The 20346-nt window shown below is 64.5% G+C and carries 21 protein-coding genes; 10 read left to right on the plus strand and 11 right to left on the minus strand.

Features of this window, described 5'->3' with window-relative positions:
• Positions 1-45: 45 nt before the first annotated feature.
• Together ABTW65_RS24810 and ABTW65_RS24815 are read right to left on the minus strand one after the other, a co-directional pair.
• Positions 46-309: a hypothetical protein gene (locus tag ABTW65_RS24810; RefSeq protein WP_350665139.1), complete on the minus strand. Its 264-nt coding sequence runs from the start codon at positions 307-309 to the stop codon at positions 46-48.
• 154 nt (positions 310-463) lie between these two features.
• Positions 464-1660, minus strand: a complete 1197-nt coding sequence (locus ABTW65_RS24815; RefSeq protein WP_350665141.1) for a DUF6236 family protein — start codon at positions 1658-1660, stop codon at positions 464-466.
• A gap of 520 nt (positions 1661-2180) precedes the next feature.
• Between ABTW65_RS24815 and yhhA the strand changes: the two genes are divergently transcribed.
• The 6 genes from yhhA to ABTW65_RS24845 all read left to right on the plus strand — a co-directional run bounded on the left by yhhA (position 2181) and on the right by ABTW65_RS24845 (position 9632).
• Entirely contained in the window at positions 2181-2348 is a 168-nt protein-coding gene (gene yhhA, locus ABTW65_RS24820; RefSeq protein ID WP_350665143.1) for a YhhA family cyclophane-containing RiPP, read from the plus strand.
• Positions 2317-3495 (plus strand): cyclophane-forming radical SAM/SPASM peptide maturase YhhB, encoded by a 1179-nt coding sequence (gene yhhB, locus ABTW65_RS24825; RefSeq protein WP_350665146.1) that lies wholly within the window; start codon positions 2317-2319, stop codon positions 3493-3495. The genes yhhA and yhhB overlap by 32 nt, the downstream gene beginning before the upstream one ends.
• The gene (gene yhhC / locus ABTW65_RS24830) at positions 3492-4109 is read left to right on the plus strand and encodes a cyclophane-containing peptide 2OG-Fe(II) oxygenase YhhC (RefSeq protein ID WP_350665148.1); all 618 of its coding nucleotides are present in this window, start codon (positions 3492-3494) and stop codon (positions 4107-4109) included. Before yhhB ends, yhhC begins: the two co-directional genes overlap by 4 nt.
• Positions 4110-4257: 148 nt before the next feature.
• Positions 4258-4911, plus strand: a complete 654-nt coding sequence (locus tag ABTW65_RS24835) for an aKG-HExxH-type peptide beta-hydroxylase (protein ID WP_350665150.1) — start codon at positions 4258-4260, stop codon at positions 4909-4911.
• 361 nt (positions 4912-5272) lie between these two features.
• The gene (locus ABTW65_RS24840) at positions 5273-5794 is read left to right on the plus strand and encodes a hypothetical protein (protein ID WP_350665152.1); all 522 of its coding nucleotides are present in this window, start codon (positions 5273-5275) and stop codon (positions 5792-5794) included.
• Positions 5795-6419: 625 nt separating this feature from the next.
• Complete coding sequence (locus ABTW65_RS24845; RefSeq protein ID WP_350665154.1) at positions 6420-9632, plus strand: DEAD/DEAH box helicase; 3213 nt, start codon at positions 6420-6422, stop codon at positions 9630-9632.
• 167 nt (positions 9633-9799) lie between these two features.
• On the opposite strand, the gene ABTW65_RS24850 is transcribed toward ABTW65_RS24845, so the two are convergent.
• Positions 9800-10216 carry a DUF6188 family protein gene (locus ABTW65_RS24850; protein WP_350665157.1) on the minus strand — a complete coding sequence of 139 codons (417 nt, stop codon included), beginning with the start codon at positions 10214-10216 and terminating at the stop codon, positions 9800-9802.
• A gap of 135 nt (positions 10217-10351) precedes the next feature.
• Here ABTW65_RS24850 and ABTW65_RS24855 point away from each other — a divergent pair, with 135 nt between their 5' ends.
• Positions 10352-10777 (plus strand): MmcQ/YjbR family DNA-binding protein, encoded by a 426-nt coding sequence (locus tag ABTW65_RS24855; protein WP_350665159.1) that lies wholly within the window; start codon positions 10352-10354, stop codon positions 10775-10777.
• Between the two features lie 214 nt (positions 10778-10991).
• On the opposite strand, the gene ABTW65_RS24860 is transcribed toward ABTW65_RS24855, so the two are convergent.
• The 3 genes from ABTW65_RS24860 to ABTW65_RS24870 all read right to left on the minus strand — a co-directional run bounded on the left by ABTW65_RS24860 (position 10992) and on the right by ABTW65_RS24870 (position 12562).
• Positions 10992-11402 (minus strand): MmcQ/YjbR family DNA-binding protein, encoded by a 411-nt coding sequence (locus tag ABTW65_RS24860; protein WP_350665160.1) that lies wholly within the window; start codon positions 11400-11402, stop codon positions 10992-10994.
• Between the two features lie 125 nt (positions 11403-11527).
• The gene (locus ABTW65_RS24865; RefSeq protein ID WP_350665162.1) at positions 11528-12082 is read right to left on the minus strand and encodes a putative glycolipid-binding domain-containing protein; all 555 of its coding nucleotides are present in this window, start codon (positions 12080-12082) and stop codon (positions 11528-11530) included.
• Between the two features lie 96 nt (positions 12083-12178).
• Positions 12179-12562: an MmcQ/YjbR family DNA-binding protein gene (locus tag ABTW65_RS24870; RefSeq protein ID WP_350665164.1), complete on the minus strand. Its 384-nt coding sequence runs from the start codon at positions 12560-12562 to the stop codon at positions 12179-12181.
• Between the two features lie 16 nt (positions 12563-12578).
• On the opposite strand from ABTW65_RS24870, the gene ABTW65_RS24875 reads away from it, so the two are divergent.
• Together ABTW65_RS24875 and ABTW65_RS24880 are read left to right on the plus strand one after the other, a co-directional pair.
• Positions 12579-13097 carry a nitroreductase family deazaflavin-dependent oxidoreductase gene (locus tag ABTW65_RS24875; RefSeq protein ID WP_350665166.1) on the plus strand — a complete coding sequence of 173 codons (519 nt, stop codon included), beginning with the start codon at positions 12579-12581 and terminating at the stop codon, positions 13095-13097.
• Between the two features lies 1 nt (position 13098).
• Entirely contained in the window at positions 13099-13476 is a 378-nt protein-coding gene (locus ABTW65_RS24880; RefSeq protein WP_350665168.1) for a nitroreductase family deazaflavin-dependent oxidoreductase, read from the plus strand.
• On the opposite strand, the gene ABTW65_RS24885 is transcribed toward ABTW65_RS24880, so the two are convergent.
• Entirely contained in the window at positions 13477-13959 is a 483-nt protein-coding gene (locus ABTW65_RS24885; RefSeq protein WP_350665170.1) for an NUDIX hydrolase, read from the minus strand. It lies immediately after the preceding gene.
• A 98-nt stretch (positions 13960-14057) separates the two neighbouring features.
• Positions 14058-14423, minus strand: coding sequence for a DUF4345 domain-containing protein (locus ABTW65_RS24890; RefSeq protein ID WP_350665173.1), 366 nt, complete (start codon positions 14421-14423; stop codon positions 14058-14060).
• Between the two features lie 18 nt (positions 14424-14441).
• Here ABTW65_RS24890 and ABTW65_RS24895 point away from each other — a divergent pair, with 18 nt between their 5' ends.
• A complete protein-coding gene (locus ABTW65_RS24895) occupies positions 14442-15251 on the plus strand; it encodes a helix-turn-helix transcriptional regulator (protein WP_350665175.1) in 810 nt (269 codons plus the stop codon).
• Here ABTW65_RS24895 and ilvD read toward each other — a convergent pair.
• From ilvD to ABTW65_RS24910, 3 genes are all read right to left on the minus strand, one after another.
• On the minus strand, positions 15248-16942 hold the full coding sequence (ilvD, locus tag ABTW65_RS24900) for a dihydroxy-acid dehydratase (protein ID WP_350665177.1): 1695 nt from the start codon (positions 16940-16942) through the stop codon (positions 15248-15250). The genes ABTW65_RS24895 and ilvD overlap by 4 nt on opposite strands.
• 65 nt (positions 16943-17007) lie before the next feature.
• Positions 17008-18396: an outer membrane protein assembly factor BamB family protein gene (locus ABTW65_RS24905; RefSeq protein WP_350665179.1), complete on the minus strand. Its 1389-nt coding sequence runs from the start codon at positions 18394-18396 to the stop codon at positions 17008-17010.
• A gap of 73 nt (positions 18397-18469) precedes the next feature.
• Positions 18470-20287 carry a glycoside hydrolase family 35 protein gene (locus tag ABTW65_RS24910; protein ID WP_350665181.1) on the minus strand — a complete coding sequence of 606 codons (1818 nt, stop codon included), beginning with the start codon at positions 20285-20287 and terminating at the stop codon, positions 18470-18472.
• Positions 20288-20346: the final 59 nt, after the last annotated feature.

Genomic DNA, 20346 nt, shown 5'->3' on the forward strand with positions numbered 1-20346 from the left:
TCAGCCGATGACCTGGCGACCTGTGGCTGACTCCACTGAGCATGCTCAGTGGATGTACGAGCTCGCTTTCGACCACGCGTTTCGGGTGGCGGTATCCAGGTCCGGGCCCGTTGCGGAGAAGTGGTCGGTCTCATGATCTCGTCGCCGGATCGTCACCTCATAACGATCTTCATTGGCGTGGGGGCCTCGATCGCCAATCTCCACGATGAGTTCGACATCGCCCACTGTCGTGTGGACCATTGTTACGACCAGCGTGTCGTCTGCCTTCAGCTGTTGGTGAACCACGTTCCGCATTCCAAGGGCGTCCATGGGCGCCAACCCTAGACAAGCGCGGCAAAGTTTGGATCAGGATTTCGAGAGAAGTCTGAGCGCATGACCCGGCGCACCCGCGGCGGTAAGACGCGTGTTCTCCGACGATCGGGCTGTCGATCGACGTGAACTGGAAACCTTAGGGTGGACTTCGCTACGTCCCGATGACGAGATCGCGGGCCCGTCCGAGTGCGGTTTTCGGGGTGAGCTGGCTCCGCACGTCAAGCAAGTATCCGACGGCTGCCCCCTTCTTGAGGGCGGATCGTTTCTCGTGGATGGACCACCAGGCGTTTCCGACGACGACGGCGGTACCGGCAGTGAACGCTGTGGCAGGCGTCGCGCCGGCATGAGTCAGGCTGGCAGCGGTGGTCGGTGCGAGTAATGTCGATACGAAAAGTTCGCGGACCGTGGGAACTTTCAGTTGGTTCATGCCTCGCTCCAGGTTCCGAAGGGGTTGTTCGACAGTCTCCTGGACCTGCTCGGTGAAGGCCTCGATGCGGCGGATGTCGTCGGGAATTTGCGCGAGCTCGAGAAGGTCTTGCTGCATACCGTCGACGTAGGTGCGAAAGTCGGTGAGCTCCTGGGCGAGCTTGTTCCGGCATTCGATGATCTGTTCCGCGGTGATCTGGTCGAGGTCTACTGGCACGACCTGTTGCAGCGCGAGCATCACATAGGTTTCGATTCCGTCGGCGGAGGCGGCACGGTCACGGTTGGCGTGTTGCCCGAGGAGGAGGCTGAGTGCGGCTCGGACGTCATGGTTCGGGGTGGCGACGCGGAGGTCGGTCTGGTCGGTGAGCGGCTCGAAAGACGATTGGTCGCTGATCTCGCCCGCGAGCGCGGTCATATATGCGCTGGCAAGTGCTGGGTGCATGCCAATCCAGTCCTCAGGGCGTGTGAGTTGTCCGTGGAGAATCAGATGCTCGTCCTTGTGAACTTGGCCACGGCCGCGGACAGCCACCCCGCTGTCAACCAGAAGGTCGATGAGGCGGCGAGGGATCTTCTGGAAGTGGATCCATGCAAGGGCCGCGTTTTGCCACGGCTCCCACTTGTGGCGGCCGCCGGCGTGGTTGTCCGCACCGTATGCCTGCAGGAGACCGTACTGGTTGGCCACCTCATCGATGTTGGTGTGGATCGCGGACGCGAGGTCAACTGCGAACCTGTCCATGCGCCACCCTGGATCGACGTCCCGGAGGACACCCTCCTCTGCGAAGGCCTCAGCTGTCCTGCTGTCGTGCTTGGGGTAGCCCTGCGGGACGATCCGGCGGACGGACGGCCAGTAGAGCGAGGCCGCCTTCAGCCAGTTGTCGTCGCGGATGTGGATGTAGGGATAGTAGAGCGCGGCACGTTGCATGGACGGCTTCCGATCTCACGAGGATGCGGCCGACTCAATCTATGGACCGAGACGCGTCGTCCGCATCGCCATTGCGGGCTATTTACGCGGCGGATTGACGCACATTCAATGCGACGGAGCGAAGGCGCGAATAGAACGGCCAGCCAGCGCCCACCACAGCAGACGCGACGGCTCAATCGGCCGTTCGTCGCGTCCCAAGCGACGTCAGCAGCCGTTGACCGATTATCGACGATCGAGTCGCCGCTGCTCGCTCTGCGAACGAACACCCGTCTACATCGGCCACCCCCGCGACGACTACAACGGCAAATGTCCCACTGACCTGGGTATATGGGATGGAAAGCGCTGGTCACTGCCCGCGCGCCGGAGGAATCCGCGAGACCCACGTCGAGGCGTTGAAAGACAGTCTTGTTTACCTGCCCCCGCGTGGAAATAGCGCTATGATCGATCGTAGGAGCGGGGGTGCCCAGTCAGGCATTGCCTGCTGGGCAGCAGGACTACCCCCACGAACGGCGGACATCCGATGAGCACTGAGAAGATCACGACGGAGCCGAGCACCGCATCAAGGTCCAACGACGGCCCGAACCTTGACAGCGTCGCGCTTCAGCGCCTCATCGACGAAGTCCGAACGGGTGAGCCGGCCATGGTTGGGGGCAAGTATGACCGCACCCACAATCGCCACAACCGCTAGGCACCGCACCTCTGAACCACAGGTCATTGACACTGTCCTGCTGAAGACGGCCAGTCGTTGCAACTTGGATTGCACGTACTGCTACGTCTACAACATGGGCGACGACGCTTGGCGTAAACAGCCCAAGCGGATGAGTGTCGAGGTCGTCGAAGCGATCGTTGATCAGGTTTCGAGACTCAGCCATTCGCAGTCTCACCCGCTCAGCGTCGTCCTGCACGGAGGCGAACCACTCCTGCTCGGCCTTGAATCCATGGAACGTCTCCTTCATGGTCTTCGGTCCAGGAGTCGACCAGGCACGGGCCTACATGTGCAGACGAATGGGCTTCTCTTGGAGGACGATTTCATCGAGCTGTTCGTCCGGTACGACGTCGGCGTGTCGATCAGCTTCGATGGGCCGATACACGACCTGAACCGCGTCGATCATGCTGGCCGAGGAAGCCACGATCGCGTCCTGGCCGCGATCGACCGTGTCCTGAGGTATCCGGGAGGGAACCACCTTTTGGGTGGCGTCCTGGCTGTCGTCGACCTGAGGTCCGATCCTGTGGCTGTCTACGAGGCTCTCAAGGGCACGGGCACACCGTCCTTCGACCTGCTGTACCGCGACGGTAGTCACGCCGACCTGCCGTTCGGCAAGTCGGACCCGACGTCGACCGAGTACGGCGACTGGATGGTCGCCTTGACCGACGCCTATCTACGGGACCCGTCCCCTCCCCGCATCCGGGTCATCGACGACCTGCTGCGACTGATCCTTGGTGGTCGCGGCCAAAAGGAGGGCGTCGGGCTCACGGAGTACGGCATCCTCGTGATCGACACCGACGGCACCATCACCAAGAACGACACTCTGAAGGTGGCGCATGTCGGAGCGGACCGCTTCGAGGTCGCGCGGAACGTCACCGAAATCGACCTGTTGAACTTCGTCGCGACCGAGGAGTTCGCCGACTACTTCGCACTCCAGGAGCCGTCGGCGCCCGCCTGCCGGAGTTGTCCCGAGCTCGGCGTCTGCGGTGGAGGAATGCCTGCGCACCGCTTCTCGCCGGAGAACGGGTTCAACAACCCAACGATCTTCTGTGCCGACCAGCTCGTTCTCATCGGGGAACTACGGCGTCGTGTCGGAGTTCAGGCGCCTGCCCGGATCGAGCCAATATGACCGCCAAGACTCAAGCAGAAGATCATCCAAGAATGCCGGGACAGTTCCGGCTGGAACCCAGCTTCGCCGCCGAGCCGTTCCCTCATGCCGTGTTCGACGCTTGCCTGGACCCGCAGATCGCCGAGGAGATTCTCGACTGGCTCGGACGCGACGCTCCATGGAACCACGTCGAGACAGACTTCTATGAGCAGTACGAGTTCAGCTGCTATGACGCGACAGAGGACCAGGCTGCCTGGCTGACGAGCAGGGCACTGCTCGATGAACTCAGGGAGATCCTTGAGAGGACGTTCGGCTGCGACCTATCCGATGAAGTGAGCGTCGTCGCGCACAAACTAGTGAGTGGGCATCGGATCGGGGTCCACAACGATTTCATCGCCGGTGAGGAGACACACAGGTTCGTCGTACAGCTGAATCATGGGCTCGACGACAGTGCCGGGGGCTTCCTAATGCTCTTCGGCAGCAAAGATCCTGCGGATGTGAAGCGAGTGCTCCGGCCGACGAACCTCAGCGGTTTCGCGTTCGAGATCTCCGATCGCTCGTACCACGCCGTCTCGGCAGTCCACAGCAGTATCAGGTACTCGGTCATTTACTCGTTCTTTGCCCATGTTGTCTGATCGGATCAGCTCCGACCCACGCTTGTGGTTCCCCGGGATCGCATCGGAGCTCAAATGCCAATTTGCCTGTGAGTCTGGAAGCGAGGAGTTTTGCGGGTCTGACTACTCAACCGGCCGATGGATTTCACGGGACCTCAGCGTCCAGCAGATGGGCCTGGCGAGGATCGTTTCGGAGCATGGCGACATCGCCGTGGAAGTTCTTCCCGACCGGGTGGCCGCCGAGTTCGACGGACTGCCCCTCGCGAGCACCATGGATGACGACTCGATCAAACTGCTCCAAGCTGCCTTCGAACTCCTTCGAAGCGTCGAATCGCTGGGTGAAACAGTCTTCACTCTGGTGAAGAACCTGCACGTTCTCGAGTCAGACAAGGGCATGGATGTCAGCTTCAGCAGCCCGGGAGTTCCGTTCACGATCTTCGTGTCGGTGCCACACCCAGATGAGCGTTATGCCGTCATCCGGCTGGTCGAGGGCATCGTGCACGAGGCAATGCACCTCCAGCTCAGTCTGATCGAGAACGGGTGCGCCCTCGTGACTGGGAGCGAGCACTCTGCCTACTCGCCCTGGAAGCAACGGGATCGTCCGGTGCAGGGAGTTTTGCACGGGATCTACGTGTTTGCCGTGATCCTTCAGGCGCTCGACGAACTGGCAGACAGGGCACCCGAGTTTCGGGCGTACTCCACGAAGCGTCGTTCCGAGATCCTTGACGAACTGGGTGATATGGATCCGTTGGAAGACGGCCTAACGTCGAACGGGGTCGCCTTTCACCGCCACCTGATGTCAGCAGTGGCCGGCGACGCTTGACGGGGACCGAGCACGAACCCAGTCGAGCCCGCCGGCCGAGTACCCGAAGATCAGATCGGTTCAGGTAGTCGAGGCGAGGAGTTGCCGCGGCGAGCGGGCGACCCGCCAGCCGACGGGGCCCCGGCCGACCTCTGAACGTCATCGGTGACTCCGAGGAGTGTCAACGCCGTCCCGGCGGACCCGCGGAGACCGCGTGCGCAACGATGTGCTGCGCGAGTCCGCGGCGGAAGAACGCAGAACCGCCCGGACAACGGTTAGATCTGAGCGGTGGACCAATGCGGAGCCCCGAGAACTCTGCGCAACCAGACCTTCCCCGCCCCGAGGTCTTCCACGAGCAACGCGGTGCAGCGAGACTATGCACGTGGATGTCGCCGCTCTTGTTCTGTCGGGAATCGCAATCGTGCTCGCGGGGGCGAGCGCTTGGTACACAAGGTCTCAGGCCAAGTGGACCAAGCGCGGTGCCTTAGAGAGTTCCAGGTTGACCTCGATTGAGGCGGCACGTCACCACGATGAGCGCCTACCGAAGCTTGAGGCGTCCGTAGACGATGTCAACGGAGACATGGGCTTCCTCCGACTGGACGTTGTCCTAGCTTCCCCAGAGCCAATCGACAGCGTCACGGTGCGTATTCGTACATCGCAAGGGGTTCGATTCACACCCGGGGTTTTGGGAGTACCGGCCATCGGTGACGGGCTAGTCGCTCGCTCCTATTCCGGCCAGATCACGAAGTGGGCCCGATCCACCGCATGGCGCATCGAGGGCATTCCTGCCCAGCCGATGCCGGACGAGCTGACGATCGACGTGACCGCACGCGTGGGTGAAGAGGCTTGGGAGTCAACTCACCGAGTACCGATGCCCTACAGCGTGCTGGACTCGGTGCTCTAGCCCGTCGCGGGAACGGCGGCGGGTCCGAAGGTCTCGATGGGCTCTATCGTCATCGGAGCCGGAAAGACGCATCCTGCAACAGCAGCGGACAGCGGAAGACGGGTGTCGCCAAGTATCAGAGCGCCCGCTCCGTCCTCCTGCTAGTTAGAGACGCAGTCGAAGGAGGCCACGTTGTCTGAGCCGCACCGCGTTCGAGTGAAGCTCATCTGTCGCTCTGGCCACGAGCATGAGATGTGTAGGCCCACGGGCCGTGGTCTCCCACTGGAGTTGAGATGCGAGGCCCAGGCTCCACCGGGCTTCGGAGGCGGGGGTGGGTGTCCGGTTCCTCCCGACCTCGATGCGCGTGTGAGCAGCGAGCTCGGACGGAACCTGCTAGAGAGCAAGCGTCGTGGATACGTGCTCATCGAGGAGTAAGCCGTCAGCGCGGGTAAGGGGCGGTCCGGGCGCCCGGCTCGCGGCGGTGTGTCGCGGGCAATCACGGCCATGAGATCCGCAGCGCCTTTCGGAGGAGCAGCTCCGCGGGCTCATCGGTCGGGAGCGACCAACGGGATCGCAGTTGCGAGCCCTAACTTCGCCTGAGTGCTTTTCCCCTGCAATGACGTGTGAAGGTGGTATGTCTACGAATATGGCCAACGACATATCCGATGACTCGGGCTGGTCGCACGAGGACGTGTGGGCGCGCGCGGACTCGTTCGAGGGAAATCCGGTGAGTCAGCTGACCGTCCCGAGCGGTCGGTTCACTCTCATAGGTGGCACTTCCGAAAGCCCCGAAGTGGCGAACGAGTTTGGGCGTTGGCCCGTGATCGCCGACGATTCAGACGAACGGGTCGCTCTCGTCGTGGCCGGCGGCATCGCCCCGGGTGAGCCTCTGCACGAAGCTGCATGGTCGATCCCTGACGATCTCATGCTCCCAGATTCATCTACAGTGCTCGCCAGCTACGTGGGCGCAATTGGTTTCACCGCGGAATCGGAGGACGAGCGCGGTCTTCGTACGCCGCAACTTGGCGCCCTGCACGCGGTCCTGGGCTATTGGACGACCAACCGCAAGACGCCAGCCACAGTCGTGATGCCGACGGGAACAGGCAAGACGGAAACGATGCTGGCGCTCCTCGTGGCCGCGCGGCCAACGCGCGTGTTGGTGCTCGTCCCATCTGATGCCCTCAGAGAGCAAGTCGCCAGCAAGTTCGAACGACTTGGCGTGCTCCAAGAGTTCGGCATCGTGAGCGCCACCGCGCTGCGACCGGTGGTGGGGCGGGTTCGTCATGGCTTTGATGACGCCAAGACCGTGGAAGCGTTCTCGACTGCTTGCAACGTCATCGTTGCAACGCCGCAGGTGCTAGGCGCCTGCACGCCCGAGGCCCTGGAGGCGCTGCTTGAGTCGTGTTCCCACCTCTTCATTGATGAGGCGCACCACGTCGCTGCCCGGACTTGGTCGAGCATTCGGCGAGCCTTTGGTGAGAAGGATGTCGTGCAGTTCACGGCGACGCCCTTTCGCGAGGACGGCAAGGGCTTGCAAGGACGCACCATCTATGCGTTTCCACTGCGCGAAGCTCAGGCTCAAGACTACTTCTCCCGAATCAACTACACCTCGGTCATCGACTTCGAAAACGTCCACCAAGCCATCGCCGAGCAAAGCGTTGCCCGGCTGCGGGCAGATCTCGCCGCTGGCCTTGACCACGTACTCATGGCTCGCGTGAGCAGTATCGAACGCGCGAAGCTCGTCCTTCCGCTTTATGAGGCGTTGGCGCCAGAACTGAAGCCGGTGATCGTCAACAGTCAGATGACGAAGGGACACCAAACGGCAGCACTCAAGGCGCTGCGGGAGCGCGACTCACGAATAATCGTGTGCGTCAACATGCTCGGAGAAGGATTCGATCTGCCGGCACTTAAGGTCGCCGCCGTCCATGACCCTCAGAAGAGCCTCGGCGTCACGCTCCAGTTCGTCGGCCGTTTCGCACGCACCTCAACCAGCGGCAACTACGGCGAAGCAAGTGTTTTCGTCGCACGGACGGACATCGAGGTCGACAAGCGTCTGCGTGCTCTGTACGCCGAGGACTCTGACTGGAATCTCATACTGCGTGACCTCACCGAGGCGGCAGTTGAGGACCAACAGGAGGCCAGCGATTTCGAAGAGGGCTTCACTAGCCTTCCTGAGGAGGTTTCAATCCTCAGCCTGCTGCCGAAGATGAGCACCGTTGTCTACCAAGCACCGAGCGACGACTGGAATCCCGACGCCATCGTTGACTTCTTTGGCGAGGAGAACCTGCTCACGGTCCCGATCGGAATCAACAGCGAAGCAGGGGTCGCATGGTGCGTCACTGAACATCGAAAGGAGGTTCGCTGGGGCAACCTCAAGACCATCGAGGAGCTCACCTACCAGTTGTTCGTCCTCTACTTCGACAGCGTCAACCATCTCCTGTACATCAACAACTCCGCCAACGACGGCGTCTTCGAAGAGCTTGCAGAAGCAGTCGTGGGGCCCGGGGCTAAGCGATTCACCGGCTCAACCGTCTACCGAGTCATGGCCGACATCGACCGACTGGTGCCGACCAACGTTGGAGTGCTAGACGCGCACGACCAATTCAGACGCTTCTCGATGCATGTCGGCTCAGACGTTACGGCGAGCTTCTCGCAGGCTGAAGCGGGCACGAAGACGCAGACCAACATCTCTGGCGGCGGTTTCCGGGAGGGTGAACATGTCAGTATCAGCGCGTCGATCAAGGGGCGCATCTGGTCCCACGCGACTTCGCAAAGTCTCAAACACTGGCGGGACTGGTGCGACTCGGTCGGCGCAAAGTTGCTCGACGACACGATCAGCATCGAGAAGGTCATCGGACAGTTCATTCTGCCTGAGCACCTCACCGGGCGCCCAGACGGCGTACTGATCGCGGTCGAGTGGCCTTGGGCCATCCACACGATGCAGTCCGAGTCGTTGCGCCTGTCCTACCAACAAGTCGTGCATGAAGCGGTCTTTACCGACCTGGTCCCAGACACGGAAGCTGACGACGTTCTGCGATTCACTATTGAGTCCGGCTCATGGAAGGTTACTTACGAGGCAACGGTGGACGCTGGCCGGCTTCGCTATCGCTGCGTCGGTGACGACGAAGTCCTGGTGATCCGGCCGCGATCTGAGCAACCACTCAGCGAATGGCTGAACACCAACGGCCTGCTATTCATCCTTGACGGAGACCGGATCATCGAAGGCGACCTCATGTATAAGCCCACCTGGGAGAAGGATCCATACTCTCGGGATGACTTGGTTACGTTCGACTGGCACGGCACAACGCTGACCGTCGAGTCGCAGACCAAGAGCAAGCTCATGGACTCCATCCAGTTCCGAGTCATCCAAGACCTCAAAAATGAGAGCCCCGCCTGGGACGTCATCATCGACGATGACGGATCCGGCGAGATTGCCGATGTTGTAGCTATGAGAATCGACGAGCACGGGTTACTAGTGCGCCTCGTCCACTGCAAATACTCGAAGGACGGGAAGCCGGGCGCGCGGGTCGACGACCTCTACGAGGTCTGTGGTCAGGCGCAGAAGTCGATCATGTGGCGACGCAACGATCTGCGGGCCTTCTTTAAGACGCTTGATGATCGTGCGCGTAAGAAGCAGGGTCGGACCGGCGTGAATCCATTCGAGGTCGGCGACATCAAGAAGCTGTACGAGATCCGCGAGCGATCGCTGATCCTCAAGCGACGCATGGAGATGGTCATCGTTCAACCAGGTCTGTCGGTAGCGCGAGCCACCACGCAGCAGTTGGATCTCCTAGCGTCCACGCAGGCTTACCTCAGGACTACTATCAACGCTCCGCTGAGCGTCTGGTGCAGCGCGTGACGGAGTGAACGGACGACGCCATGGCGCGCCATTCTGGGCGATCAGACGCGGCGGCAAGACCCCAACTTGAGCTGCGCCGGGTTGCGGGAGATCCAGACCCCTTCCTGTGCCGTCTACAGCTGGTCACGCTTGCAGCGGGGCGCACAGCTCGTAGTCCACTCGGCACATCAGGTCGGTTCCCGAGGAACTGGTGTGAGACCGCCGCCTGGCAGGGAGACCCACATTCGTCCCGACGGGCCTGTCAGTTGCCAGGCTTCGTAGTGGGCATCAAAAGGAACGTGCAACTTGGCGCCTGTGTCGAAGACGAGTCGCAAGGAACCGCTCTTGTAGGCCACGCCGGAAAGGACTCGAGCACCAGCAAGGGATCTCAGCATGTCGAACGCCGTGACGGCTTCATCGTCGATGAAGCTGACCGCGAGCCCATCGTTCTGGACAATTTCTGTCCGGCCTTCGATAGTCAAGGTGTTGCCTCCGCTAAAGGACACCACCACGCTGTACTCGTTGGTCGCAACGGACTCCACGGTGGTGTCTCTCAAGCCAAGCCACCACCGATCATCGAGTTCTCGCTCGTCCTCACTTCCCACGACTGGGAGTGTGGCACGGGCGAACGAGCACAGGTCCGCAGAACCCCGATCCGGGCGCTTGGGCCGCGTAATAGTGGGCGAAGTGACGCACGCGGAGGTCGCCCGCGCGTTGACCGTGGCACCTAACCTGGCTGTGTGAGGAGAACAGGCGGCCGGTCGGCGCGGGTGGAGGACGTGCACGACCTTGCCCTTGGCATGCCCCACGTCCGCGTATACGCGGGCACCCAGAACAGGCCCATCTATCAGGTGGGTGGAAAGTCGTTCGTCTTCTTCCGGAATCCGCGTCCTGACGCGTTCGACCCGGACACCGGCCAGCGTTACGACGACGTCATCGTCTTCTGGGTGCCTAGCGAGGGTGACAAGCTGGCGATGGTGCAGGACGAGTCCTCGCCGTTCTTCACCACTCCGCACTTCGACGGCCACCTGTCGGTTCTAGTCCGAGCGAGCCGGCTTGGGGAGATCAGCTATGACGAGCTCGCTGAGGTCGTACAGGAGGCTTGGCTTTCGCGCGCGTCAGCTCGCCGAAGAGCGACCTGGCTCGGGGAGCACCTACCGGACTAGCGCGAGGACTCGTTGGCGGCGCCATGACGCAGGCGTCGGCATGGCCCCGACCGCACAGACGGCGGGCCGGGGCTCTATGCATCAGCCGTCGGCCGGGGCAGCACGGCGATCGCGCGGCCGTGGCTGACCCCCAACTTGGGTGATCGGGCACGCGGCCCAGGAGGAAGTGGCCGGGGGAGGAGTGGCGCTGACGCTCGCCCTACGGACCGCACGATCATCGATCCAGCCGGTGCCTCAGCTTCTTAGGAGCGCAGAACCGGTAACTCTCGGTCACCAGCTCGGCCACCTCTTCCCAGTCTGTATCGCCGTCGAGCACCATGCCGACGACGGTGGGCGACCACGGAGGCTGGTAGAACGGTGGCCCGGCGTGGACCAGGGCCAGCAGTTCGTCGCCGGAGGATCGGAAGGTCAGCACCGTGGTGGGCTCGGTCACCCCGGTCATATCGCGGTACGCCGACGTGTACCCCTCTTGGGCGACCAGGACGTGAGCGAAGGTCTTCTTCCTGACTCGCCACCTGACGCCGGTCCAGGCATCCTCCTCGTAGGCGTCGGGAAGTGACAACGCGGTCGACGCAACCTTGGCGACTACGTCGGCGGCGGGCTCGATGCGCGGCGGCCGGGACATGCCGCAAGTCTGTCAGCGACTGCGCGGATGACGGCGAGGGTAGGTCCTTGCGACGCGACCTGTGCGGAACGAGAGAGCAGTCTGGAGCTGTGTGCTCGGCCCGCGCGCCCAGGACGGTTCGTCTCTCAGGCGAAGCGCGTCGCGATCCCGGGGTAGTCGAGGACGAGCCCATACTTGTCGTACACCAACACGGCGTTGAAACCGCCTTCGGAGTGGTAGTCGAGCCGGTGGTCGTCGAGGCGTCGGTAGGACTGGTCGAGGCGTCTGACCTGAAGGTCAAGTGCCTGGACGTAGGCGGCGGGCGCGGTGACGACGTCGCCTAGCGGTAGGTCCAGCCGGTGGACGGGAAGGGTATTGGTGCAGGCAGAGGCCTCGAGGTCGACGTCGTAGAGCCCGTCGAGCTGGGGCGCCGACCGGCCATCGACGGTCCAGGAACCTTTGCCGTCGGAGACAAGTACAGTGGATCGTCGCCCGCGAGCGGTGTCATTGTGGACGTGGACTTCGCGCGTACGCCAGAGGGCATCAACCGAGATCTCATAGTGGACCGCGTAGGCCTGGCCCGCCTCGACGGCTGAGGTGTATCCACGGATGCCGGAGGCGTCTCGATAGACGACCTCGAACCCGTCGACGGCGTCGACGAACTGCCACGCAGCGAACGGCGGGAGCTCCTCGTATGCCATGTCGGGAGTAAACCAGCAAACACCCAAGCGAGGTGGCGCATCTTGTGGGCGGTATGTCTCGCCCCGTCACGCACACGATCTCGGCGAGTCAGAGCTTCAGCCGTCGAATCCTTCGACCAGCTCAGCTGGGGCAGCGGCGAGCCAGGCGTCGACCAGTAGGTCGCGAAGGTCCCCTGGGGCGATGACGCTGAGCTCGATGAGCAGGGCGGGATAGTTGTTGAAGTGCGGGATTGTGAACACGCCGTCGATACCGGCGGCGAGGACGCCTTCCTTCTCGTGCAGGTTGGCGGTGTTGACCGCGAGGATCGGCGGGGCGGGCGGGGTCTGGTCGCCGAAGCGCTTGATGTCGGCCTTGCTGAATGGGCGTAGCCAGGCGAAGCCCTTGCCGCGTACGGACCAGGTCGGGTGCCCGTAGCGCTCGCCCTCGGCGACCTCGGGCAGCTCGCCGATGATCCGAGCCACGTCTTGGAGCGTTGCCATGTTTGGAGCGTAGTTCGTGGCGCTGCTCGATCGGGCTGGATCGACCAAGCCGCTGGGTAAGGTCGGGTCGGTGACGTCCATGGTCGACTCGGTCGTGTCTCAGCTGTTGCGGACCCGCGCTGTCGTACGTGCGCCGATCTGGCTCTATCGACACCGAGCCGGGTGGCTCTTCGGATCGCGGATGTTGATGCTCGAGCACATCGGACGCCGATCAGGGGTCCCACGGTATGTCTGCCTCGAGGTCGTCGAGCGGCCGAGCGCGGACGAGATCGTGGTGGTGAGCGGCTTCGGCACCGGGGCGCAGTGGTATCGGAACCTCCTGGCCGAGCCTGCATGTCGCGTCAGCATCGGAAAGCGTACGAGCGTCGCGGTGCACGCGACGTTACTCTCAGATGAGGAGTCCGCTGCGGTGCTGGGTCGCTATCAGAAGGCACACCCGAAGGCCTGGCGGCGCCTGCGCGGTGCGATCGAGACGGCGGCCGGTCACGAGGTCGAGGGCCTGCCGATGGTGAACCTGAGACTGCTAGGAGACTGAGATGCGTCGCAAGTGGCTGTGGTTGATGAAGAACACGCTCAACAAGGTGACGACGCGGGTCGCTCGCTCCGGACACGGGCCGTTCTCGCTCGTGCGTCACGTCGGCCGGAAGTCGGGGAAGACGTACGAGACGCCGATCGTCGTCGCGCGAGTGCCGGAAGGGTTCATCGCGGAGCTGACGTACGGCGAGGACGTCAACTGGTACCGCAACATCGTCGCGGCCGGAAGCTGCGAGCTGTTCGTGGACGGGCAGTGGCACCAGGTCTCTGCGGTCGAGCCCTATTCGTCAGATGACGGCCGAGACGCTTTCGGCTTTCCGGCAAAGCTGGTGCTGCAGGTGCTGCAGAAGCACGAGTTCAGGCTGCTGCGTACGGCCTGATCAGGGGTTGGGATCGAGGTGGGGGAAGTTGCGGTTGAGGGCCCAGTCGATCCTCACGCGCTGGCTCCGGTCCATCTGAAGGCTGGGGACGATCGTGGGATACACCCATTCGGCGTGGGTGTTCTCAGCCGACGGAGTGGGCTCGCCGGCGAGGTAGCGGCCGGCGTAGATGATGGAGCACTGCTGGCGTACCTCGCCGTTGGTGGTGTTCTCGATGCGATGGCGCGGGTCGGTCCAGATCCCGACCAGGCCGGTCACCTCGATGGTGATGCCGGTCTCCTCGAACGTCTCGCGGACCGCGGCCGCGGTCAGAGACTCGCCGGGCTCCATCGCTCCGCCGGGCATCGTCCAGTTGCCGGTGTCGTCGCGGCGGATCAACAGGATCCTGCCCGGGTCGTCGAGCACGAAGGCCCCGGCACTGGGTCGGATGCTGTTCACCTCGGGGGCCGAGGGATCGTTGTGCCAGTCGACTCGTCGGGCCATGCGGCTCCCGCCAGGGGCGCGAGGGCGTGGCGGATGTACAGACGTGTCTAATGTCGGCCGAGATCCCACGGTGGCGAGCATAGCCGAATTTGCCGAGGTCAAACGCACGCAAGCAGGGCTGTGCCGGCCACGAGTTCGACGCCGAAGTAGAACCAGATGGGATAGAAACGTACGGGGGTATCGAGCAGGCGCGAGATGAGTCGGCCGGCGGCCATCCCGATCAGGGCGAGGCCGACGGTGGTCACGGCGCCGGTCCGGATGTCGCCGATGTCGAGCGCCGCGGCGCCGAGCACGGCGGCCATCGCGATGCCGAATCCTCCGTAGACCGCGCGGATCTCGGAGCGGGACTCGGGCGTCTTCGCCGACAGGTTGAACGGGGCGGCGAGTGCGCCCGGGGTGACGAGGGCGTACGTCCCCATCGCGAGGAAGAAGACGCCGATGACGGCGATGGTCAGACTGGCCACGGTGTTCACCGTGGGATCATGACGCGCATGGCGACCGAGCCGCTTCCGGATTCGTGCTGCGCCGACGCGCGGCCGACGGTCTGGCTTTGGTCAGGGCACGCGGCGTACCGGGGCCCGTCGCTGCGTCTGGGCACCCATTCCGGGTCGGTGACCTGCTTCGCGCTGGGCCTGGACGCTCCCTTCCTGCTGCGATCAGGTCCGGCGGAGCCACGGCGGGTGCGGAGCGCGCTGATCCCTGCGCGTACGTCCCATCAGATCGTCGTGGGGGAGGAGCAGACGATGCTGTTCTTCTACGTCGACCCAGGCGCATCGGGGACGGCCCACCTGTTGGGGGCGATGACCGATCGGGCGGGCACGATCGCGTACGACCATCGCGACGAGGCGGCATTGCTCGCCGACTGGAGGCAGGGGCCGGTCACGGATCCGGAGGTGCTGCGGCGACGCCTGCTCGATGCCGGTGAGGCGAACCCGACCGACGAGCGGATCCGCGTCGCCATGCAGCTCCTTCGCGACCGACCTGGTGAGCGGGGGAGCGCGGCGGAGATGGCGGCCGCGGTCAACCTGTCCCAGTCCCGCTTCCTGCACCTGTTCTCGGCCCACTCGGGGACGAGCTTTCGCCGCTACCGCCTCTGGGCCAGGATGCGGTACGCGGCAGCGGCCGTCAGCCAGGGCGCGGATCTCTCCACGGCCGCCAGCGACGCGGGGTTCGCCTCACCGAGCCATTTCAGCGACACCTTCCGGGCGATGTTCGGGCTCACCGCCACGCAGTTGCTCTCCAATCAGCTCCGGATCGTGGTGATGGCTCCGCCGGCCCAGGCGGCTGACTAGCTCGTAACGGCGCCGACTGCGGCAGATTGCACCGTACGCCGGTACTTGCCGAGCACTCCGCGCTGATACTTCGAGGGAAGTGGCTCCCAGCCGACCTTCCGCCGCTCGAGCTCCGCGGGTTCCACCTCGACCTCGAGGGTGCGGTTGACGACGTCGAGGACGATGGGGTCGCCGTCGCGGACGAAGGCGATCGGGCCGGCATCGACGGCCTCTGGGGCGATGTGGCCGACGCAGAGGCCGGTGGTTCCCCCTGAGAACCGGCCGTCGGTGATCAGTAGGACATCCTTCCCCAGGCCAGCGCCCTTGATGGCTCCCGTGATGGCAAGCATCTCCCGCATGCCAGGGCCGCCCTTCGGGCCCTCATTGCGAATGACCACGACGTCGCCCGCGACGACGAGCCCCGCTTCAAGGGCGTCCATCGCGGCCCGCTCCCCGTCGAAGACTCGGGCAGTGCCGCGGAAGACGGTGTCGTCGAAGCCGGCCGTCTTGACGACAGCGCCCTCGGGGGCGAGCGAGCCCTTCAGGATGGTGAGACCACCGGTGCGGTGGATCGGCCGCTCGAAGGAGTGGATCACGTCGTCATCGAGCGCGGGCGGGCTCAGCTCCGCGAGGTTCTGTGCCATGGTCTTCCCGGTCACCGTGAGGCAGTCGCCGTGGAGCAGGTTTGCGTCCAAGAGCGCCTTCATCACGACCGGGATCCCGCCGATCTTGTCGACGTCGTTCATGACGTACTTGCCGTAAGGCTTGAGGTCCGCAAGGTGCGGGACCTTTTCTCCGATCCGGGTGAAGTCGTCAAGAGTCAGGTCGACCTCAGCCTCGTTGGCGATGGCCAACAGGTGCAGTACGGCGTTGGTGGAACCGCCGAGGGCCATCACGACGGCGATGGCGTTCTCGAAGGCCTCCTTGGTCATGATCTGGCGCGCGGTGATGCCCTTGCGCAGCATCCCGACCACCGCTTCGCCCGAGCGGTGGGCGAAGCCGTCGCGGCGTCGGTCGACCGCGGGCGGCGCGGCCGAACCGGGCAATGACATGCCAAGCGCCTCAGCGACGGCTGCCATCGTGTTGGCGGTGTACATACCCCCGCAGGCGCCCTCCCCAGGACAGATCGCCTTCTCGATGCGGGTGACCTCATCGCGACTCATCTTCCCCGCGATACATGCCCCGACCGCCTCGAAGGCGTCGATGATCGTGACGTCGCGGCCGTCGACCTGCCCGGGCATGGTCGAGCCGGCGTAGAGGAAGACCGATGCGAGATCGAGCCGGGCAGCCGCCATCAACATGCCGGGCAACGACTTGTCGCAGCCCGCGAGCAGCACGGAGGCGTCGAGCCGCTCGGCGCTCATCACGGTCTCGACCGAGTCGGCGATGATCTCGCGCGACACCAGCGAGAAGTGCATGCCCTCGTGGCCCATCGAGATTCCGTCGGAGACGGAGATGGTGCCGAACTCCAGCGGGTAGCCGCCAGCCGCGTGAACGCCGTTCTTCACCGCCTTCGCGAGCCGGTCGAGGGACAGGTTGCAGGGGGTGATCTCGTTCCACGACGAGGCGACGCCGATCTGCGGCTTTGCGAAGTCGTCGTCTCCGAGTCCGACGGCCCGCAACATGCCTCGGGCAGCGGTGGCTTCCAGGCCATCGGTGACGGCGCGCGACCTGGGCTTGATGTCAGGTGTGTCGGGGCTGAGTGAGTTCACATGTACGAGGCTAACCGTGTGGTGACCGCGACGAGGCGGGCATCACTAGCCCGGCGTTGCGCGAATCAGGGCACGCGCTTGTAGAGGATGGTCTCTTCGACTTGGGTTCCGCCGGTGATCAGGTAGTTGTCGGAGTAGGCGATCGGCTCGCGGTCGTCCTCGGTGGCATCGACCGGGAAACCGAGTTCGCCGTTCTCCAGATCTGCGAACTGCTGTCCGATGGGATCGATCATCGCCGTCTGAACCATCGCGTAGTCGTCCTCCGTCACCATCGGGTGGTCGATCTCGAGCCTTTCGTTGGGATGGAAGGCGACTTTTCGCGGCTTGGACTCCCCGTCCTTGGCGACGTACAGCGTCTGGGGTCCGTCCTTGTCCTTCTCCGTGGCGATCCAGGCGACGCCATGGCTCTTGGCCTCTGGCACCTCGTTCACCCAGCCCCCGCTCAGGAAAGGTGGGTTATCGGCATCCAGCTTCGCGACCCGACGGCCGGTGGCTGCCTCGTAGACGCCGTCGTGGGGACCGATGTCTGGAGACTCCGACTGGCGGACGAGCAGCCAGTCCTTCGACAGGTCCGCGACGTTCGACTTCCACGTCGTCTTCCATGCGTCCTCACCGGTTTCCGCCTCGACTCCTGCCAGAGGCTCGTTGCGGCGCGCCTCCTGCTTGGCCGGGATCGTCCCGACCACGTGGCTCCGGGTGACATACCTACCGAGGAAGCCGTCCTTCTTCCAGCGCACCTTGCCCGTCTCGGCGTCCACCGCCACTGTCTCGGCACGGTGAAGGATGTTCGGTTTGATCTTGGCGTTCGGATCGTTCAGCGAGGACAGGTCGCCGTCGGACCAATAGCTGTGTGCCGAGTAGACAACCGTGTCGCCCACCGCACCCACGATGTCGACGACCGTTCGGGCGCTTCGCCCGCCTGGGCCGCTCCCTTTCGGCTCCCAGACCGGGTGCTGCGCAACCCACTTGGCTTCGCCGGTTTCGCTGTCGAGCGCCACGAAGCCGTAGTTGCTCTCGGCGCCGGCGGAGGAACTGAGAGGTACGTACGCCATTCCGTGCGAGACGAGCAGACGACCGCGACCCATGAACATGCCTGACTCCACGACCGAGGGAGGGATGTCCTCCTCATCGATCTCCCACTTGACCTTCCCGGTCGCGGGGTCGATGCCGGTGACCACGCTGAGGTAGTTGACGTCGGGATGTGTCCGAGCCTGGATCAACAGGAGCGAGTCGTCGAGGTAGAGCGTGTCGCCGAAGACGTACTGCTGCTTGACCACCTTCATCGCTGCGAGGTCCACGATCTCCTCGTACTCCGGCGTCTCGCGTGGCTCGGCCTGCTTCGATGCTGACGACTCGTCGCCGCTGGAGCCGCCGGATCCGGACGAACCGCAGGCGCTGACCGCCATCGCCAGTGCGGCAAGACCTCCGCCGATCTTGAAAGCCAACCCACGCATGTGATCCCCCGAGTACGTAACCGTAGGCATCCGGCGTGCCCATGGCGCAACGTAAAGGGTCGACTCGAGATGGTCAAGCGATCTGAGCTGTGTCGCCGAGCTCCTCACTCACATCGTCCAGGCCGGTCGGCAGGGACTCGATGTACTCCTCAGTCGGCCCGAAGTCGGGGTCCGGATGGACCTCGACGTACGTCGCGGGGTGGGTGAGGTCGAGGACGGAGATCTGGTTGGCGCCGGTGTGCCAGAGGGGAGCGGGGGCGTAGAGGCGGCGTTGGGGTCCGCGGCTCCACAAGCGGCCGAGCAGGGTGCCGTTGAGCCAGACGAAGCGGTCTCCGTCACCGGGGGCGGCGAGCCAGCCGTCGGCGGGCGCCTCGGCGTCCATGACGGCGTGTGCGAGGCCGTCGAGGCCGTCGAGGTCGTCGAGGCCCCAGCGGTCTAGGGGTGCGAGGTGGTGGTCCCAGCCGTGGACGAGGCGCCGGTCGACCTGGACGCCGCCGAGGATGCCTTTGTGCTCGCCGAGCAGCGGGCCGTAGTTGACGCAGCCGAGCGCCTCGACGACCAGGGTCAGCTCGGCAGCCCTACCGAGGCCGGGAAGGGTCAGCACCGCGGCTTCGGCGTCGTCGCGCTCGAGCAGGCCGAGCGCGCGCCCGTCCAGGAAGACGTACGCCCTGTCATGCAGCCCCCGCACGGTGAGATGGACGTCGTGGCTGGGGAGCGTGACCGTGGAGCGGTACGTCACCAGGCCGGCGTCGACGCCGAGCTCCTCGAAGCTCAGCGGCCCCGCGGCGCGCGTCGCGGGCGAACGGGACACCAGGGACAGCAGGTCTGCGCCGGGGGACACCGGCGCGGAGGAGAACGCGTGACGGGGACCAGTCGGCGGCAGCGCGGGCAGCTCGTCGACCGTGCGCCCCGTGGCGGGCGCCAGGATGTCGCGGTAGAGCCGGAACTTCTCCGAGACCCGGCCGTCCTCGCCGACCGGCGCGTCGGAGTCGTAGCTGGTGACGGTGGGCTGGATGCGGCGACCGTCGTGGTTGGCGCCCGCCCAGAGGCCGAAGTTGGTGCCGCCGTGGGCCATGTAGACGCTGACCGAGCCGCCGAGATCGATGATCTCGCGCAGCGTCGCGGCGGCGCTCTCGGGGGAGCGTACGTGGTGGTTCTCGCCCCAGTGGTCGAACCAGCCGTTCCAGAACTCAGCGCACAGGAAGGGCTCGCCGGGCCGTCGCGACCGCAGCATCGCGTGGGCCTCCTCGGCGCGACTTCCGAAGGTCGCCGCGGCGAGCGTGTCCTCGACCATGCCGGCGTCGAGCATGACCTCGGTCGGGCCGTCGGCGGTGTAGAGGAGTTCGGTGATGCCACGGTCGAGCAGTCCCTGCCGCAGCCAGGTGAGGTGGGCGGCGTCGTCGCCGTAGGAGCCGTACTCGTTCTCCACCTGCACAGCCACGACCGGCCCGCCGCGACCGGCCTGGAGCGGGACGAGCTGGGGGAGCAGGACGTCGAACCAGCGTGAGACGGCGTCCTGGTAGACCGGGTCGCTGCTTCGCGGCGCCCTGGTGCGTGCGGTCAGCCACGACGGCAGCCCGCCGTTGGTCCACTCGGCGCAGATGTAGGGGCCGGGTCGCACGATCACGTCGAGCCCTAGGTCGCCGGCGATCGTGATGAAGCGGGCCAGGTCGCGCGGCCCGGTGAAGTCCGGGGAACCCTCCTCCTGCTCGTGGAAGTTCCAGGCGACGTAGGTGTCGATCGTGTTGAACCCGGTGGCGGCGACCCGGCGCAGCCGGTCCTCCCACAGGTCCGGGTGGATGCGGAAGTAGTGGATGGACCCGGACAGGATCCGGTGGGGGACACCGTGCTTCAGGAACTCGCCGTCGCGCCAGGTCAAAGTGGGGATCACCCTCCCGAGGTTATGACAACTTTTGCGCAGAACGTAGCCAATCCGCGCAAAACTCTGCA

The organism is Nocardioides sp. NPDC127503, assembly GCF_040302165.1.
Classification (GTDB): Bacteria; Actinomycetota; Actinomycetes; order Propionibacteriales; family Nocardioidaceae; genus Nocardioides.

Excerpts from the sequence above, each read along its gene's own strand:
- ABTW65_RS24880 (WP_350665168.1), top strand. The coding sequence starts at position 13,099 with ATGCGTCGCAAGTGGCTGTGGTTGATGAAGAACACGCTCAACAAGGTG.
- ABTW65_RS24895 (WP_350665175.1), top strand. The coding sequence starts at position 14,442 with ATGACGCGCATGGCGACCGAGCCGCTTCCGGATTCGTGCTGCGCCGAC.
- ABTW65_RS24815 (WP_350665141.1), bottom strand. The coding sequence starts at position 1,660 with ATGCAACGTGCCGCGCTCTACTATCCCTACATCCACATCCGCGACGAC.
- ABTW65_RS24865 (WP_350665162.1), bottom strand. The coding sequence starts at position 12,082 with ATGGCATACGAGGAGCTCCCGCCGTTCGCTGCGTGGCAGTTCGTCGAC.
- ABTW65_RS24845 (WP_350665154.1), top strand. The coding sequence starts at position 6,420 with ATGGCCAACGACATATCCGATGACTCGGGCTGGTCGCACGAGGACGTG.
- ABTW65_RS24835 (WP_350665150.1), top strand. The coding sequence starts at position 4,258 with ATGGGCCTGGCGAGGATCGTTTCGGAGCATGGCGACATCGCCGTGGAA.
- yhhB (WP_350665146.1), top strand. The coding sequence starts at position 2,317 with ATGACCGCACCCACAATCGCCACAACCGCTAGGCACCGCACCTCTGAA.
- ABTW65_RS24860 (WP_350665160.1), bottom strand. The coding sequence starts at position 11,402 with ATGTCCCGGCCGCCGCGCATCGAGCCCGCCGCCGACGTAGTCGCCAAG.
- yhhA (WP_350665143.1), top strand. The coding sequence starts at position 2,181 with ATGAGCACTGAGAAGATCACGACGGAGCCGAGCACCGCATCAAGGTCC.
- ABTW65_RS24870 (WP_350665164.1), bottom strand. The coding sequence starts at position 12,562 with ATGGCAACGCTCCAAGACGTGGCTCGGATCATCGGCGAGCTGCCCGAG.
- ABTW65_RS24885 (WP_350665170.1), bottom strand. The coding sequence starts at position 13,959 with ATGGCCCGACGAGTCGACTGGCACAACGATCCCTCGGCCCCCGAGGTG.
- yhhC (WP_350665148.1), top strand. The coding sequence starts at position 3,492 with ATGACCGCCAAGACTCAAGCAGAAGATCATCCAAGAATGCCGGGACAG.
- ABTW65_RS24905 (WP_350665179.1), bottom strand. The coding sequence starts at position 18,396 with ATGCGTGGGTTGGCTTTCAAGATCGGCGGAGGTCTTGCCGCACTGGCG.
- ABTW65_RS24810 (WP_350665139.1), bottom strand. The coding sequence starts at position 309 with ATGGACGCCCTTGGAATGCGGAACGTGGTTCACCAACAGCTGAAGGCA.